Source organism: Flavitalea flava (genome assembly GCF_054461575.1).
Window position 1 is genome coordinate 37,893 of record NZ_JBTLQH010000005.1, and the last position, 14,282, is coordinate 52,174.

Sequence of the window (14,282 nt, forward strand, 5' to 3'; positions counted from 1 at the left end):
AGTGAGCATGTTTTCAGTGTTTTTTTATGCAATAATTTTAAAATGAGTAAAACCATTATAATTTATGATGATGATCAGGAGATGCTATTGCTTTGCCGGGCAATTTTAAAGGAAAGCAAATATTTAATAGAAACCATTTCAACTTGTGATAATATTTTAAGTGATATTGATATCATTAAACCCCATATTATTTTGATGGATCTATGGATACCTCAGACTGGAGGAGAGAAGGCCACTGTTTTGGTGAAGGGAAATCCAGAAACCAAGCATATTCCAATTATTCTATTTTCCGCTATTGCGGAAATAAAGGAGATTTCCAAAAGATCCAAAGCTGACGGATTTATAGAAAAGCCATTTGACATTGCCTCATTTAAAGAAGTTATTGAAAGATATATTTTGTAAAAAAGGATCATGGTAAAAAGAGACACTATTATTCTTGGAAGAGACCCGGAAGAAAACCGCTGAAGAGCTTACATTGATGTATTGTTTCGATCCACTGCTGCTTCCTATAACACAAGGGTCGCCCCGTTGAGACAGTCATTGAACTAATTTAATCAATAATGGTATGCCACATAAACCGACCATCACTAGTAACAGGCGAGAGCGCCATATCTTCAACCATTTACACGATCATTACACCCAACAAAAACACCAACAACATGACAATCAAACCTCTTTTCGCTTTCCTTGTACCCCTTGCCCTGATTGCCCTTGCCGTTAGCAGTTTTAAACAGGAAACCACCGGTGAACCCTGGACCGAAAAACAACTACTCGACCCCGCAGCACTAGCCAATACCATTACCAACCCTCAGGCCAAACAGCCGTATATTTTTTGCGTCGGCCCTGGAAGCATCATCAAAGGCTCCATTGACATCGGCCCTGGAAAAGAAAAAGAAAACCTTAACAAGTTCAGCCAGCAACTCAGTACCCTCCCAAAAGACGCCCCTATCGTTATCTATTGCGGTTGCTGCCCGTTCGAGCATTGCCCAAACATCCGACCCGCATTTACCTTACTCAATGAAATGAAATTTACCCATCCACAACTCTTAAACCTCCCCCACAACATCAAGACAGACTGGATAGACAAAGGTTTCCCGGTAACAAAATAAACGCCCCAAAGCCCAACCAATGGCCTATATTCTTTCCAACAAATTCTTCGACGAAAAATCCGTATTCCTTCCCGAAAATCTTTTAAGAGAAGCAAGGCGACAACTGAATAAACCGGAATGCAATATCCCCTCCATTTGCCTGCTTGATCCCGATGGTGATTTAACAAACTATCTTTTAAGAGAAAATATATCTCAAAAAAGCGATTGCTGGGCCTGCTATCATTCTTCACTATATACCTTCCGCTCAGACGATCACGAAATAGGTATTATCCCATTCGTCGTAGGATCATCCTACGCCGTGCTCGTTGCCGAACAATTATTTGTCTCCGGCTGTCAGTTTTTAATCAGCGTAACATCCGCCGGCATCATTAATCCGCCAGATACCCACAAAAAATTTGCCTTAATAACCTCCGCCATCCGCGACGAAGGCACCAGCTACCATTATTTACCCCCCGACCAATCCTCCCGGTTACACCCGACCTTGTTTCAATCCCTTAACGCAACAGAAGGCCAGCCAGATTGCCCCTATTTCAACGGAATAAGCTGGACAACCGACGCCCCCTACCGGGAAACCCTCTCCGCCATCGAAGTCATGAAACAGCAGCATATTACCTGTGTAGAAATGGAAGCCGCCGCACTATACGCCCTCGCATCAGCAAAACAATACGACATCATTTGTTTTGCACACCTTACCAATTCCATGGCCCAGACAGCAGGCGACTTTGAAAAAGGCGAACAGTCCGGGAGCATCGACACATTGAATCTTGTCTCCTACGTACTCCAAATACTTCTCCCAGAAAACAGCCTCCGCCATGCCCCTCGTTAAACCAGGATTAAAAGAAAACTGGCGGCGCTCAGTATCAGCTAAATTACCAGGCATTATACAAGGTTATCGGTTCTTATAAGTGTAATATGGAACGTTTAATTTCCGTATCCTGCTCCCAAATACAAATCGCTTCCTCCTCATTTATAGCCTTCACTATGGGAAGATTCCCCTGACCTATCACCAGTTTTTTGCCATCCGGCAATAAACAGATGACATTCCCCTTATCCGTCCAGGTATATATATTCTTACCCTTTATCGTTTCCATCGAGCAGCTTTTCCCTTCTGCGATTTCGGTTTCATCCTTGCCCGGCTCACACGTATAAAGCATCCCCTTTCTCCGCCAGATAGTTTGCGGAGTCCCTTTATCGTTAATAGCCAACCCTCCTCCATCCATCGGACAGCCGTTCAACTGCCAATGGCCATTCCCTAATTCCTGCGCCTGGTTAAAGGTGTTCCCGCCGTCAGTGGATTGTAAAAGGTAGAGATCACGATTTCCCTTCAGCCAATTTCTAAACATGACATATACATTGTTTCCGTGCATCGCAACGGACGGCTTGCAACATTCGCAAACTGTTCCATCAGGAGACGTATAGATCATCGTATTCTTCGACCATGTTTTGCCACCGTCCATGGACCGGGAGCCGTATATTTTGTTGTGCTTATCGGCACGAAGATCCAGCCATATGGCAAAAAGGTTATTCTTCCCATCCCCGCAAACGCCCAAAAACCCTTCTTTAGCCACCGAATCCGCGTCATTAAGACGAGCAGTTTGCGCCCATTTTCCAGATGCTTCCTTTACATAAGAAAAGATGTTGCCTTGTTGATTGACAGCAACGATCGCAACGCCCTGATCAGTCAAGGCAATTTGAGGCCCCCGCATGGAAAAAGCATACAATTTTCCCATCGTATCTACCAATAAAGGATCAGAAAAAGTTCGACCTTTATCAGTTGAATACATATATAGTATACTGTCCCCCTTACCGTACACCAGATGAATCGTATGGCTACCATCCGTTACAATGGCTGGCATTTGTCCATGTCCAATCACCGTAGCAGGGATGGGACCCGTCTCCTTGCCTTTACAAGCGACAAATAGACTGACTACAAAAATGAGTGTTAAAATATACATATCCTTCATATCTTCATTTTTTTAAAGTTATTTAGTTCATCCGTTGATAAAATTATACCGTTTTCGCAATCTTTTCCATAATATGATGGCTTTCCCCAAATTTACAGAGGGCATCACAGTGCTGCCTTAATTCAGAGAATAATATATACTTGATAAGTATATTATTTTTCCTTATTGCAGGACGCGACAACTGCAATATGACATCCTTTTCTCTGCTATCCGGAACTGCGAGGTAAAAGACTTTATTATCATCGGCTATTGTACAACTTAAATCAGTTAATCTTAATATCCCAGAATAAATACTTGTGCTTTTTTCAACTTCAAATGCCGCAATTACCGTATTGGTTCCTTTTAGAAACCACAATACATCAATCAATTTTATTGTATTCAATATTTCCTTGTCTACATTAATTTGTGGGAATACTTGTAAACTCATAAATGAAAAACTGTTTCCGCAATATGATTTGGAGCGATCGTTTGATGCCGCAATAATATCATATCCTAACGCATCTCCTATTTTCAATAAATGATATTGCATTTTGGTATGCAAATTGTCTTCCTGCTTTTCCTGGTGTAAATCTTCACGCCGCCTTTCAATAAGCTTTGCTAATTTCTTCCGTTCCGGCTCTGATAAATATACATCAGTTCCTAAAATCAATTTTTGTGTTCCAATTTCAAACAACAATCCTGCAATAGCGCCCAGATCTAATGAAAGCTGAGAACGGTGCTGACCATTTATGTCTATCACCACTTCTCTTATTTTTAAATACTCACTCCAACTTCCCAACTTTTTCTTGTCCCTAAATAAGAAATTGAATCCGTTAATAATGGCGGTATTAAAAGGTGGGATGATGGTAGGATGCAGAAAATAGAGAATATTGGCTACAGCGGGCCCAAGCCCTTTTATCTTGTAACCATCTAACTTAAAAATTTTTTTTATAACCTGATCTTCCGCTTTTGCGTTAAGGCAGTTTTCCAAGAATTGTCCAAAATATTGTTTGTTGGCCTCGTTCTCATAAATGTCCGGTATTCGCAATTTAGGTTTCCAGTAAAAGGGATGTGATGCACCTTCGAATACCTGTTTTTGTTCTGTGATACAAGTTAAAACAAACTCAAGAGATGAACCTTTAAAGTCGTTGGGGTATCTTTTATTCTTTATGTCATCTACCACCTGCATTACGCCTCTTCTTATAGACCGGAAGGCTTTTAAACGGTCTTCATTGTTAATAAACCATGTATTGAATACGGATTGGTTATCCTCTTTGTATTGCCGAATAATTTGGGGGAGATTATTGTTCATCTTTACGAGCTCAGATTAGTTTTAAAATACCAAAAAGAGCATTAAAATACAAAGTTTCCTTCACATTTATAAATCTGTAATTTTCTCATCGACAGCGATGAAAACCGCCTGGCACTGGGTAAAAATTCGGCGCCACCTATACGCCAGAGAAAATGTTGTAAAAAGAGTGTTTTCAGAAACGAAGGACGGGGTTGATGTCGCCATTGAAGCAGTGGGTCTTCCCGCGACCTTCGAAACATGCCAGAAAATCGTCCGCCCCGGAGGAGGCCACATTGCCAACATCGGCGTTCATAGGCATCCCGTAGATCTGCAAATCCAGGATCTGTGGACTCGCAATATCACTATAACCATGGGGTTGATAAATACCAATACCACTTCTAAGCTATTAAAACAGTTTTATCCGGGCATTTGAATCTCCAGGAATTGATCTCTCATCATTCTAAATTTAATGACATCCTTCGCGCTTACCAGGTATTTGGTAACGCCTCAAAGAAAAAGCAATGAAAGTCATTATAAGCCATAATTTAACAATTAAATAATTATATTTACTATAAAAGGTTTTCAACTGAATACCGGTAATCAAATATGCATCAGAGTAGGTAATGAGGGACTTAACTTGTACTAACTTTCATTTCGTGTAAACCCGAATACCTAGTACGTTGAATTTAAGCTTATTAGACTCCCACAAGCATTCAACTCCAATTATCTCATGGCAGTTAAATTTCTTCTTGAATTGAGGTTTACTGATGACAATCATATTTTTCCCTGACGGTCATCATTGGAATGGAGGTAATATCATTAGATATTTACAAAGTAAATTACGAGTTCTCTTTTCGTTAAAAAGAATAGAATTTATGAAAATATTACTAGCTACCGATGGGTCAACGCATAGCAAAGCAATGGTTAAAAAATTTGCGATCAGAACGTTAGCGTCCAACACTAAATTAAGAATTATCTCTGCCTATGAAAAGCCTTCGACTGTAATGTATCTTGATCCAGTAGGAATATCAAATGACTATTATGGTATTTCCTTAAAATATTCATTAAAATTAGCAGAGAAAGCAATTGAAAATGCAGCGATGATGGTGCATAAAAACCATCCCAAGCTTTCAATATCTACTGCTGCCATAGAAGGTTCTCCCAAAAGCATTATCCTGGAACAAGCAAAACAATTCAATGCCGATTTAATAGTTGTGGGTTCCCATGGCCATGGAGCTGTCGCCAGTTTTCTGCTTGGTTCGGTCTCTCAGGCTGTGGCGCTACATGCAAAATGTTCTGTATAAATTGTAAGGAATGAAAAAAAATAAATCGGGCAACAGAGAAACTGAAGAACGGGCAACAGCGCATCTGACGAAAATTTAAAAAATAATAAAAATGAAAATTCAAAAAACAATTGCAAAAGTATTTGCTTCAATGCTAATGCTGGTATTATGCTTTACAGTAATTAATTCTTTTGGACAAACTAAAACAAAACAAGCAATAATTAAAGATTGCTGTATGAAGAAAGACGGTAAAATGATGTTAATGAAGGACGGTAAATCAATGCCCATGGATAAAGAAATGACGATGAAAAACGGTACAAAATGTATGACTAATGGTGAGTGTACTATGAAAGATGGTAAAAAGATGATGATGAAAGAAGGTGATTGTATGGAAATGAGTGGAAAAATGGGTAAATGTTCGATGATGAATAAAAGCATGAAAAGCTCAACGCCGAAGAAAAGCTAAAATCCGGCAATTGTTTACACTTGCCCAATGCTCCCCGAAGCTATCAGTAATAAAGCAGGTAAATGCCCAAAATACGGAATGGTTTTAGTAAAAAAAAACATCTAACCGAGGCAAGAGAAGAGTTGAATAAAAAATTATTACCAATTAGAAATAAAGAGTTATGGAAAAATCAATTGCACATACTTATCATATCGGTGGCATGAGCTGCGGCGGCTGTGTTTCAACAGTTAAACAGAAATTATCTAGTGTGCCTGGTGTAACATCCGTAACAGTTAACTTGGAAAAGAAAGAAGCGGAAATCACTTCATCTGAAGAGATTAAAACAGATATGCTCCGGAGTGCTTTCAGTAATACAAATTATACCATTTCAGAGCTTAACGTTAAAATAAGTTAAGGGTACTTGGTACAGCAATAAAAATTAAATAATTAAAATTAAATAACAATTTAAATTTTAAAAAATGACAAACAAAACAGTAATTAAAAAAGAAAGCAATAAGGAAAGTAAATCAGGTGTGAATCAAGTTAACAAAAAAAGTATCGCGCCAAGTAAGGTTGAGGAAAAAAAGAAAAAAACACAATCGAAGAAATCATCTGCATTCGATCCTGCTTCTGTGGAACGTAGTGCTGTAAATCAGGTGAAAGCTACATCTTCAAAAGATGTAAGAGGCTCCAGTAAACTAGCAAATACAGGAACCATTATTTCTTATGATTAATTGTGCCTTAGAAATGCTACCTAGAAATGTAACGGAATGAAAAACAAAGAAAATTATTTTACTCACAATTTAAAAATGGAAAAAGAAGAAAAAAACTCCCGAAGAAAGTTCCTCAAATCAGGAATCATTACTGCCGCAACTGCTGGTGCTGGTTTGGTAAGTACCAATGCGTTTTCTGAATTTATTAATCAGGCAGAAGTTCGTAAGTTAAATCCAAAACAGAAGGAGTTTATGCTTCGTTATGGAAAATGGATGGATGATTTTATTGATGTTATACGAAAAAAGCAGGTTAAACCGGGTAACCGCGAACATCAAAAATTAATAATGCTATTATCAAAAAAGGCAGAAGGTTTTAAACCGGAACTTACTGAGTTTTTGAAGGATGAAACGTTTGCATTAATATATCAGGCATCCATTGACAAAATGAGTAAAGAAATTAAGTAGTACATACTTGTTTTAAAATAGAAAGGATATGTGCTTTTCAGCAACAGCAAGTTTTATATCCGGAGGGGTACTTTCCGCAGTAGGAGTACTATTAATAAAGAAAACTGAAAAAAAATCAGGATTTCCTTTTGCTTCTATTCCATTGCTGTTCGGTATCCAGCAAATTGGGGAAGGAATAATTTGGCTCACGTTCCACAATAATACACCGGAGTTAAAGATAGTTATGACATTCATATATTCTGTCTTCTCTCACGTACTGTGGCCAAATCAACATATTGTTTATTTTTCCCCGCATTTTTACATTTATACTGTAATGGGTTTTTACGTTGCAGCCACATGTGTCAAATTGAGCATAATAATCTACGGATACTTTAAGAATAAAATTACTGAAGGCTCAACACAAAATAATTTGAATAATGCCGTTTAATAAAAACATAGCAGTATTATTAGTGGGACTGTTTTTAGTAATGATAGGGTTTGGTATAACACTTCCTGTACTTCCCTTTTATATTCAAAAACTTTCTTTGGCCAAAGGTATTTCTCCAGAGAAGCTGTGGTTGCATGTTGGCTTGATAACAGGCAGTTATCCACTCATGCAATTTTTGTTTTCACCATTCCTCGGTTCATTGTCTGATAAAATTGGCAGAAGGCCGCTTATATTATACGGTCTTGCAGGATATTCAATTACTATGTTTTTGTTTTCCATAAGCGGAAGTTTATTATTCCTTTATGTCTTTCGTTTGTTGGCAGGTTTATTTTCCGCAGCAATTTTAACGGCTTCCAGTGCTTACATAGCCGACAATTCAACTGAAAAGAAAAGAGGTGGCGGCATGGCATTATTAGTGAGTGTTGCAGGTCTTGGTGCAGTGGCAGGGCCATTGGTTGGTAATTTATTTTCTAAGGTCAATATCACGATAGGTCAATTTACGTTAGACAAATTCTCTATACCTTTTTCTATATCAGCAGTTTTGGTGTTGATGGTTTTTTTCTTTTTAGTATTTGCATTATCAGAATCAAAAAAAGACAATGCTGCTGAAATTATTAAACTCAAGACAACTGAAAAAGTATTTGTATTTGTAAAAAAACTCAATAAAACATTTCTGCTCCTACTCTTTCTTTCCTTTATAAGCCAGCTTTCGTTAGCAATGTTCGAGGGCACTTTCGCATTACACTCACAACGCCTTTTTTCATTTGGCCCAAAGCAAATGAGTATTGTATTTATTGTATGCGGTTCAGTGATGGGCTTATTGCAATTAGGGCCTGTTGCATGGTTAATTAAAAAAGAAGGAGAAAATGCCTTGCTCCCTTATGGGCTTGTCATTTTAAGCATTGGCATGTCATTGCTAATGCTGTCAAATAAGATGGAATTCATTTTATTCTTTGTTTCCATTATTTCTGTTGGAATGGCTATCCTTACTCCTTGCCTCGCTTCATTGGTTACAAAAGAATCCGGTAAAAATTACGGAACTGCCTTAGGCATTTTTAGTTCTGTAAATAGTTTGGGGCAGGTTTTGGGCGTAGTAATTGGTTCAGTAATGATGATTAGTTTTGTTCATCTTCCTTATTTTATTATTTCAATCCTATTATTACTCACAGCTTGTATAGCGGTTCCTTCATTCAGATTAAAATTTCTTCATTTGAAAAATATTAGGAATTGAAAAATCTTCAAAAGGAAATTATCATACAGATGAATGATTATTCCCGGCAGGTATCAAATCCGCCTTGGTATTTCATCCGCCCCAGGTGAAGCAAATAAAAATATTAAATGATAAAATTAAAACCATACTCTGCATCATTTCTCACACTTGAAGGATTTCTCCTCGCAGGAATGGGAATTTATTTTGTTTTTTTTCGGCCACCTTTATTACCCGAAGATTCAAAATACATTGGTTTATCCATATCGGCTATTCAAAATAATATTCCTGCTTTATCTGGATGGATTCAAAAGGTTTTTTGGGTAATGGGGTGCTATATTTTTACCGCAGGGCTGCTTACTATGTATATTGCCCAAACATCTTTTCGCACAAGAACACAAGGAACATATATCATAGTATCAATTGCAGGAATCACCTCAATTAGTTCTATGGCGATTGTAAATTTTATTCTTCAGTCAGATTTTAGGTGGCTGTTGCTGGCTTTTACAATTCCGTGGATAGTCTCTTTAATTTTATACCAAATACACAAATAATAAAATTGAAAACCATAAACTACATATCAACGAATGCCCCTGACAATATTAAAAAGTCAGATACAAATAAAGAGATAAAGTATCCGAAATAAATTTTAAACAATAAAATTTGCGATCATGACAGACATCACTATCAACATTAAAACCGGTTCGGAGAATAGCGAACCGAAGATTACAACTACTACAGACAAAGCTACGACTGTTGTTCCAAAAGTAGAATCGCCAAAGGTGGAAACTCCGAAGAAAGAAACGAAGGAAGAAATTACTTCGGAAAATGAAACTCCAAAGGACGAAATTGTAAAGAAAGGTGACTCAAAAAAAATGGACATGACTGAAGAGGAGCATGCAAAAATGGGGTCTAAAAAATAACCACTGACAATTTAAGAACAATAAATTAGTATGAACACAAAGTGGAATATATTTAAAAAAGGCATTAGGCAATATAGGAATTTTAAAAGGTTTTCACGCCTAAGTGACCTCAAAAAAAATAATTCACTGCTGCCAGAACAATTGGTAGCGGATATTCTTGCTTTGGGGCCTGCGTTTATTAAACTTGGACAGATAATAAGTACCAGGCCTGATTTGTTGCCAGCACAATATATTACTGCTCTTGAAAAGCTTCAGGAGAATGTTCCCCCATTTGATTTTTATATAGCAAAGCAAATCATTGAAGCGGAGTTAGGACAATCCTTGCAGGAGCTTTTCCAATCCATTGAAGAAAAACCGGTAGCATCCGCCTCTATATCCCAGGTTCACTTTGCAATACTAAAATCAGGCGAACAAGTTGCCCTAAAAGTTCAACGGCCTGATGTAAAGTCTAGAATTTTAGATGATCTGCATGCATTAGATGGGATTATATCAATATTGAACTTCTTATTTTCCCGAAAGGTAAAAAGAGCGAATTTAATCAATGGATTCCGGGAATTTAAAAGATACACAATACAAGAGTTGGACTTTGCGCATGAAGGAGAAACCATAGAGCGTTTCAGGAATAACTTCAAGGGTTGGAATGATATAATATTTCCAAGGGTCTATTTGGATTATAGTAGTGAGAAACTGCTTACCATGGAACGGGTTTCAGGTCTTCGCCTAAAAGAAGTTGAGCAAAACCTATCGAAGAATGAAAAAGAAAAAATGAACATCAGGCTTGTAGAAATGGAATTAAAAATGTTCATCTCAGACGGATTATTCCATGCTGATCTTCATCCGGGAAATATATTTTTTAAAGAAAGCGGAGAGATTGAACTGCTTGATTTTGGAATGTATGGCGAATTAACAAAAGAAGAAAGGAACCGGTTTGTACTTTACTGGTTAGCTGTGGTGCAAAATGATATTAAACGGGCATTTTACCATTTTAAAAAGCAGTGTAAAGAGTTACCTAAAGCAAATGAAAAAGTTTTTTATGAAGTATTTAAAAACTTAGCTGATGATTTTTATAAAAGCAGGTTAAAAGATGTTTCCATTACGAAGGTGTATTTAAATATGATCAGTGCCGGTTACAGGTACGGATACATTTTTCCTGAGAACTTATTATTACACGCCAAGGCTCTTACTACTGCTGAAGCCCTGACATTTCGACTTGCTCCGGATGCACGGTTTGAAGAAATTACCAAACCGATTATAGCAAGAGAGTTTGCCAATTTAACCTTCAATGGTGAACAAATAAAAAAAAGAATAGAAAAAGCATTACCCGAATTTTTACTTACAGGGGAAATAATTCCATCATCCTTGCAGGGAATTGCAAACAATCCTCATATCTGGAAAGCTGTTTATGATCAAATCATCCGGAACTTAACAAAGTGGGAAACAAATGCCGGTGCTTTTAAAGCTATAACTAATCCATCGGCACAAGAAGTTTTAGGAAAAGAATTTAATGAAAACACAACAAGGAAACTATTAGAAGAAACATGGCAGGAATATTCGAGGTTAGAAATTGATTTACCTAAACAACAAACTCTTGGAGCTACAATCACCATACATCTTGCATGCGCTACTCTTTCGTTGTATAATACGCTGATTAAGTCAGGAAAAACCAAAGAAGAAGCAACCCCATTAATTTATAAAATTGCATGATAAATATATACCAAAATGGCTAAAATACCAATGGTGATTGCAGGAATATTTTCTGATAATCCAAATAAAAAAATGGAGTTGGCTACGCAAGTATTCAGGATGTTCCCTTTTACCTCTCCTGATTATGGCTGGGAAGAAATAAGTTCAGATAAAAACATAATTGCATTCAATTGTACACGCTGCCATGTCGCTGAATATTTTAAAAAATTTGAACTTGGAGATGTTTGCTCTCATACCTGGTGCAAGCTGGATTTTCCTTTAGCCGAAGAATGGGGCGGACAATTAAAAAGAACTGGAAGCATTGCAGGTGGAGCCGAGAAATGTGATTTCCGATGGATAGTAAAAATAAATCATTAAGATATTTAAAAAAAAGAAATATCTGGTTCAAAAAAAATGGTTCTCCAAAAAGTCTAAACTGAATAAAATTGACCATTATGACAAAGATTACCATCAATATCGATACGGAAGGCGACGAGCCGAAGGTTACGGCTACAACGGAAAATCCTAACGCTGATATTCCAAAAGCAGAGCCGCCAAAAGAGGATATTCCGAACGAGCATCCGAAGGAAGCAACCTCAAAAGAGGAATCTCCGAAGGAAGAAAAGAAAGAAGAAACTACTTCGGGAAAAGAATCCACCAAGGATAAATCTTCTGATAAAGACGACTCGAAAAAAATGGACATGACTGAAGATGAGCATGCAAAAATGCAACACGGCAATGCACCTATGGGAATGCAGGGGCACGACCATCACAAAATGATTGCAGATTTTAGGCTAAGGTTCTTTATTTGTCTTGGGATTTCCATTCCGATAATGATATTATCTCCAATGCTTCAAAAGCTCGTTGGCATAAACTGGCAATTTCCGGGTTCGCAATATGTTGCCTTTGCACTGTCCACTGCTGTTTTTTTCTATGGTGGATTTCCTTTTCTGAAAGGATTTTGGAATGAAATAAAAAACCGTGCCCCGGGAATGATGATACTCATTGCAGTGGCCATTTCAACTGCGTACATATACAGTGCAGCAACTGTGTTTGGTTTAAAGGGAGAAGATTTTTTTTGGGAGCTGGCAACATTAATTACTATCATGCTGCTTGGCCATTGGCTCGAAATGAAATCCATTGCAGGTGCATCCCGTGAACTGGAATTGCTTGTCCAGTTAATGCCCGACCAGGCGCATCTTGTAGCCGGCGATAAAATTACTGATGTAAAAACAGATTCACTTAAAGAAGCAGACATCATTCTTATAAAGCCTGGAGAAAAAATTGCAGCCGATGGATTAATTGCTGAAGGAGAAAGTTATTTAAACGAATCAATGCTCACCGGTGAATCAGTTCCGGTAAAAAAAACAAAAGGCCAGAAAGTAATAGCAGGTGCTATCAATGGCAATGGCTCCATAAAAGTTACCGTTACACATGCTGCAAAAGATTCTTATCTCTCCAAAGTAATCAAGCTGGTGGATGATGCACAAAAATCAAAATCGAAAACACAACTGCTTGCTGATAGAGCAGCACTCGTTCTTACCATCGTTGCATTAACGCTCGGCTTTGGAACATTTGCGTTTTGGCTGATATACGGGGAGACTCTGCAATTTGCATTGGAAAGAATGGTAACAGTGATTATTATAAGTTGTCCTCATGCACTTGGGTTAGCTGTGCCACTAGTGGTTGCTATCTCCACAGCGTTATCGGCCAAAAACGGATTGCTCATTAAGAACAGAACGGCATTTGAGAACTCCCGAAAAATAACCACCATCATCTTTGATAAAACAGGAACACTCACCATTGGAAAATTTGAAGTGTCAAAAATTAAATCCCTGCAATCGGGTTTTGATGAAAAGGAAATCATTCGAATTGCATCGGCACTGGAACAAAATTCCGAACATCCAATTGCAACCGGAATACTTGCAAAAGCGAAAGAACTTTCTGTTACAAGTCCTACTGCAACCAATTTCAAAGCCATTACCGGAAAGGGAATTGAAGCAGAAGTAGAAGGAAAAAATATCAAAGTAGTAAGCCCCGGTTATCTCAAAGAAAATAATATCTCATTACCCGAAAATTATGCAGGAAATAATGCCGAAACAATTGTTTTCATTATCGTGGATGGTAAATTGGCAGGGTTCATTTCATTGGGAGATAAAATAAGACCCGAATCTGCTGAGGCAATCCAAACGCTTCACGATAATAAAATAAAATCCATTTTGCTCACTGGTGATAATGAAAACGTTGCAAAAAGTGTAAGTGATGAATTAAAGATGGATGGATACTTTGCGGAAGTGTTACCGGAACAAAAATTAGAAAAGATCAAAGAACTGCAAGCGAAAGGAGAATTTATTGCCATGACCGGTGACGGTGTAAACGATGCACCCGCTTTGGCACAAGCCGATATTGGAATTGCAGTAGGAAGCGGAAGCGACATAGCAGCCGAAACAGCAGGAATAATTTTAGTAAACAGCAACCCAAAAGACATCGCTAGTTTGATTTTATTCGGCAAAGCAACGTATCGCAAAATGATTCAGAATTTAATTTGGGCAACCGGTTACAATGTAGTGGCAATACCCCTTGCTGCTGGTGTGCTTTACAAATGGGGGATTCTGTTAACTCCTGCAGTTGGTGCGGTGTTCATGAGTATAAGTACAATCGTAGTTGCCATCAATGCGAAATTGTTGAAAGTGAAATCGGTTGCTAAAAAAGATGAAAACAAAAAAGAAAATTGATATATATTTCCCGCAGCATAATAAGTATAGAGGTTGTTAGCGCGCAAAGGAAATAAAA

19 protein-coding genes are annotated in these 14,282 nt (G+C 37.8%); 17 read left to right on the forward strand and 2 right to left on the reverse strand.

The window, feature by feature from the left end:
* Positions 1-42 precede the first annotated feature (42 nt).
* The 3 genes from ACX0G9_RS07065 to ACX0G9_RS07075 all read left to right on the forward strand — a co-directional run bounded on the left by ACX0G9_RS07065 (position 43) and on the right by ACX0G9_RS07075 (position 1,935).
* Positions 43-402, forward strand: coding sequence for a response regulator (locus ACX0G9_RS07065; protein ID WP_459064169.1), 360 nt, complete (start codon positions 43-45; stop codon positions 400-402).
* Positions 403-659: 257 nt separating this feature from the next.
* Entirely contained in the window at positions 660-1,109 is a 450-nt protein-coding gene (locus ACX0G9_RS07070; protein WP_459064170.1) for a rhodanese-like domain-containing protein, read from the forward strand.
* Between the two features lie 19 nt (positions 1,110-1,128).
* The gene (locus tag ACX0G9_RS07075; protein WP_459064171.1) at positions 1,129-1,935 is read left to right on the forward strand and encodes a nucleoside phosphorylase; all 807 of its coding nucleotides are present in this window, start codon (positions 1,129-1,131) and stop codon (positions 1,933-1,935) included.
* Between the two features lie 73 nt (positions 1,936-2,008).
* On the opposite strand, the gene ACX0G9_RS07080 is transcribed toward ACX0G9_RS07075, so the two are convergent.
* Both ACX0G9_RS07080 and ACX0G9_RS07085 read right to left on the reverse strand, forming a co-directional pair.
* Positions 2,009-3,073 carry a hypothetical protein gene (locus ACX0G9_RS07080; protein WP_459064172.1) on the reverse strand — a complete coding sequence of 355 codons (1,065 nt, stop codon included), beginning with the start codon at positions 3,071-3,073 and terminating at the stop codon, positions 2,009-2,011.
* A gap of 43 nt (positions 3,074-3,116) precedes the next feature.
* Positions 3,117-4,364 carry a hypothetical protein gene (locus ACX0G9_RS07085; RefSeq protein WP_459064173.1) on the reverse strand — a complete coding sequence of 416 codons (1,248 nt, stop codon included), beginning with the start codon at positions 4,362-4,364 and terminating at the stop codon, positions 3,117-3,119.
* A gap of 97 nt (positions 4,365-4,461) precedes the next feature.
* On the opposite strand from ACX0G9_RS07085, the gene ACX0G9_RS07090 reads away from it, so the two are divergent.
* The 14 genes from ACX0G9_RS07090 to ACX0G9_RS07155 all read left to right on the forward strand — a co-directional run bounded on the left by ACX0G9_RS07090 (position 4,462) and on the right by ACX0G9_RS07155 (position 14,224).
* The gene (locus tag ACX0G9_RS07090) at positions 4,462-4,776 is read left to right on the forward strand and encodes a zinc-binding dehydrogenase (RefSeq protein WP_459064174.1); all 315 of its coding nucleotides are present in this window, start codon (positions 4,462-4,464) and stop codon (positions 4,774-4,776) included.
* Positions 4,777-5,110: 334 nt separating this feature from the next.
* Positions 5,111-5,647, forward strand: a complete 537-nt coding sequence (locus tag ACX0G9_RS07095; protein WP_459064175.1) for a universal stress protein — start codon at positions 5,111-5,113, stop codon at positions 5,645-5,647.
* Positions 5,648-5,738: 91 nt separating this feature from the next.
* Complete coding sequence (locus ACX0G9_RS07100; RefSeq protein WP_459064176.1) at positions 5,739-6,092, forward strand: DUF6799 domain-containing protein; 354 nt, start codon at positions 5,739-5,741, stop codon at positions 6,090-6,092.
* A 9-nt stretch (positions 6,093-6,101) separates the two neighbouring features.
* On the forward strand, positions 6,102-6,197 hold the full coding sequence (locus ACX0G9_RS07105) for a heavy metal-binding domain-containing protein (RefSeq protein WP_459064354.1): 96 nt from the start codon (positions 6,102-6,104) through the stop codon (positions 6,195-6,197).
* A gap of 55 nt (positions 6,198-6,252) precedes the next feature.
* Positions 6,253-6,486 carry a heavy-metal-associated domain-containing protein gene (locus tag ACX0G9_RS07110; RefSeq protein WP_459064177.1) on the forward strand — a complete coding sequence of 78 codons (234 nt, stop codon included), beginning with the start codon at positions 6,253-6,255 and terminating at the stop codon, positions 6,484-6,486.
* A gap of 64 nt (positions 6,487-6,550) precedes the next feature.
* Positions 6,551-6,805, forward strand: a complete 255-nt coding sequence (locus ACX0G9_RS07115; protein ID WP_459064178.1) for a hypothetical protein — start codon at positions 6,551-6,553, stop codon at positions 6,803-6,805.
* 36 nt (positions 6,806-6,841) lie between these two features.
* Entirely contained in the window at positions 6,842-7,249 is a 408-nt protein-coding gene (locus ACX0G9_RS07120) for a hypothetical protein (RefSeq protein ID WP_459064179.1), read from the forward strand.
* 28 nt (positions 7,250-7,277) lie between these two features.
* Positions 7,278-7,676: a DUF6629 family protein gene (locus tag ACX0G9_RS07125; RefSeq protein ID WP_459064180.1), complete on the forward strand. Its 399-nt coding sequence runs from the start codon at positions 7,278-7,280 to the stop codon at positions 7,674-7,676.
* Positions 7,666-8,907 carry an MFS transporter gene (locus tag ACX0G9_RS07130; protein ID WP_459064181.1) on the forward strand — a complete coding sequence of 414 codons (1,242 nt, stop codon included), beginning with the start codon at positions 7,666-7,668 and terminating at the stop codon, positions 8,905-8,907. The genes ACX0G9_RS07125 and ACX0G9_RS07130 overlap by 11 nt, the downstream gene beginning before the upstream one ends.
* 107 nt (positions 8,908-9,014) lie before the next feature.
* Positions 9,015-9,437, forward strand: coding sequence for a hypothetical protein (locus tag ACX0G9_RS07135; RefSeq protein ID WP_459064182.1), 423 nt, complete (start codon positions 9,015-9,017; stop codon positions 9,435-9,437).
* 117 nt (positions 9,438-9,554) lie between these two features.
* The gene (locus ACX0G9_RS07140) at positions 9,555-9,806 is read left to right on the forward strand and encodes a hypothetical protein (RefSeq protein WP_459064183.1); all 252 of its coding nucleotides are present in this window, start codon (positions 9,555-9,557) and stop codon (positions 9,804-9,806) included.
* Positions 9,807-9,836: 30 nt separating this feature from the next.
* The gene (locus tag ACX0G9_RS07145) at positions 9,837-11,510 is read left to right on the forward strand and encodes an ABC1 kinase family protein (RefSeq protein WP_459064184.1); all 1,674 of its coding nucleotides are present in this window, start codon (positions 9,837-9,839) and stop codon (positions 11,508-11,510) included.
* A gap of 15 nt (positions 11,511-11,525) precedes the next feature.
* A complete protein-coding gene (locus ACX0G9_RS07150) occupies positions 11,526-11,867 on the forward strand; it encodes an L-2-amino-thiazoline-4-carboxylic acid hydrolase (RefSeq protein ID WP_459064185.1) in 342 nt (113 codons plus the stop codon).
* Between the two features lie 77 nt (positions 11,868-11,944).
* Positions 11,945-14,224, forward strand: a complete 2,280-nt coding sequence (locus tag ACX0G9_RS07155; RefSeq protein ID WP_459064186.1) for a copper-translocating P-type ATPase — start codon at positions 11,945-11,947, stop codon at positions 14,222-14,224.
* The last annotated feature ends 58 nt before the right edge of the window (positions 14,225-14,282 follow it).

What these genes read in the sequence shown, in the direction of transcription:
- ACX0G9_RS07125 (WP_459064180.1), top strand. Translation starts at nt 7,278, where the DNA reads ATGTGCTTTTCAGCAACAGCAAGTTTTATATCCGGAGGGGTACTTTCC.
- ACX0G9_RS07080 (WP_459064172.1), bottom strand. Translation starts at nt 3,073, where the DNA reads ATGAAGGATATGTATATTTTAACACTCATTTTTGTAGTCAGTCTATTT.
- ACX0G9_RS07120 (WP_459064179.1), top strand. Translation starts at nt 6,842, where the DNA reads ATGAAAAACAAAGAAAATTATTTTACTCACAATTTAAAAATGGAAAAA.
- ACX0G9_RS07150 (WP_459064185.1), top strand. Translation starts at nt 11,526, where the DNA reads ATGGCTAAAATACCAATGGTGATTGCAGGAATATTTTCTGATAATCCA.
- ACX0G9_RS07100 (WP_459064176.1), top strand. Translation starts at nt 5,739, where the DNA reads ATGAAAATTCAAAAAACAATTGCAAAAGTATTTGCTTCAATGCTAATG.
- ACX0G9_RS07115 (WP_459064178.1), top strand. Translation starts at nt 6,551, where the DNA reads ATGACAAACAAAACAGTAATTAAAAAAGAAAGCAATAAGGAAAGTAAA.
- ACX0G9_RS07145 (WP_459064184.1), top strand. Translation starts at nt 9,837, where the DNA reads ATGAACACAAAGTGGAATATATTTAAAAAAGGCATTAGGCAATATAGG.
- ACX0G9_RS07135 (WP_459064182.1), top strand. Translation starts at nt 9,015, where the DNA reads ATGATAAAATTAAAACCATACTCTGCATCATTTCTCACACTTGAAGGA.
- ACX0G9_RS07140 (WP_459064183.1), top strand. Translation starts at nt 9,555, where the DNA reads ATGACAGACATCACTATCAACATTAAAACCGGTTCGGAGAATAGCGAA.
- ACX0G9_RS07070 (WP_459064170.1), top strand. Translation starts at nt 660, where the DNA reads ATGACAATCAAACCTCTTTTCGCTTTCCTTGTACCCCTTGCCCTGATT.
- ACX0G9_RS07065 (WP_459064169.1), top strand. Translation starts at nt 43, where the DNA reads ATGAGTAAAACCATTATAATTTATGATGATGATCAGGAGATGCTATTG.
- ACX0G9_RS07095 (WP_459064175.1), top strand. Translation starts at nt 5,111, where the DNA reads ATGACAATCATATTTTTCCCTGACGGTCATCATTGGAATGGAGGTAAT.
- ACX0G9_RS07130 (WP_459064181.1), top strand. Translation starts at nt 7,666, where the DNA reads ATGCCGTTTAATAAAAACATAGCAGTATTATTAGTGGGACTGTTTTTA.
- ACX0G9_RS07155 (WP_459064186.1), top strand. Translation starts at nt 11,945, where the DNA reads ATGACAAAGATTACCATCAATATCGATACGGAAGGCGACGAGCCGAAG.
- ACX0G9_RS07085 (WP_459064173.1), bottom strand. Translation starts at nt 4,364, where the DNA reads ATGAACAATAATCTCCCCCAAATTATTCGGCAATACAAAGAGGATAAC.
- ACX0G9_RS07090 (WP_459064174.1), top strand. Translation starts at nt 4,462, where the DNA reads ATGAAAACCGCCTGGCACTGGGTAAAAATTCGGCGCCACCTATACGCC.
- ACX0G9_RS07075 (WP_459064171.1), top strand. Translation starts at nt 1,129, where the DNA reads ATGGCCTATATTCTTTCCAACAAATTCTTCGACGAAAAATCCGTATTC.
- ACX0G9_RS07110 (WP_459064177.1), top strand. Translation starts at nt 6,253, where the DNA reads ATGGAAAAATCAATTGCACATACTTATCATATCGGTGGCATGAGCTGC.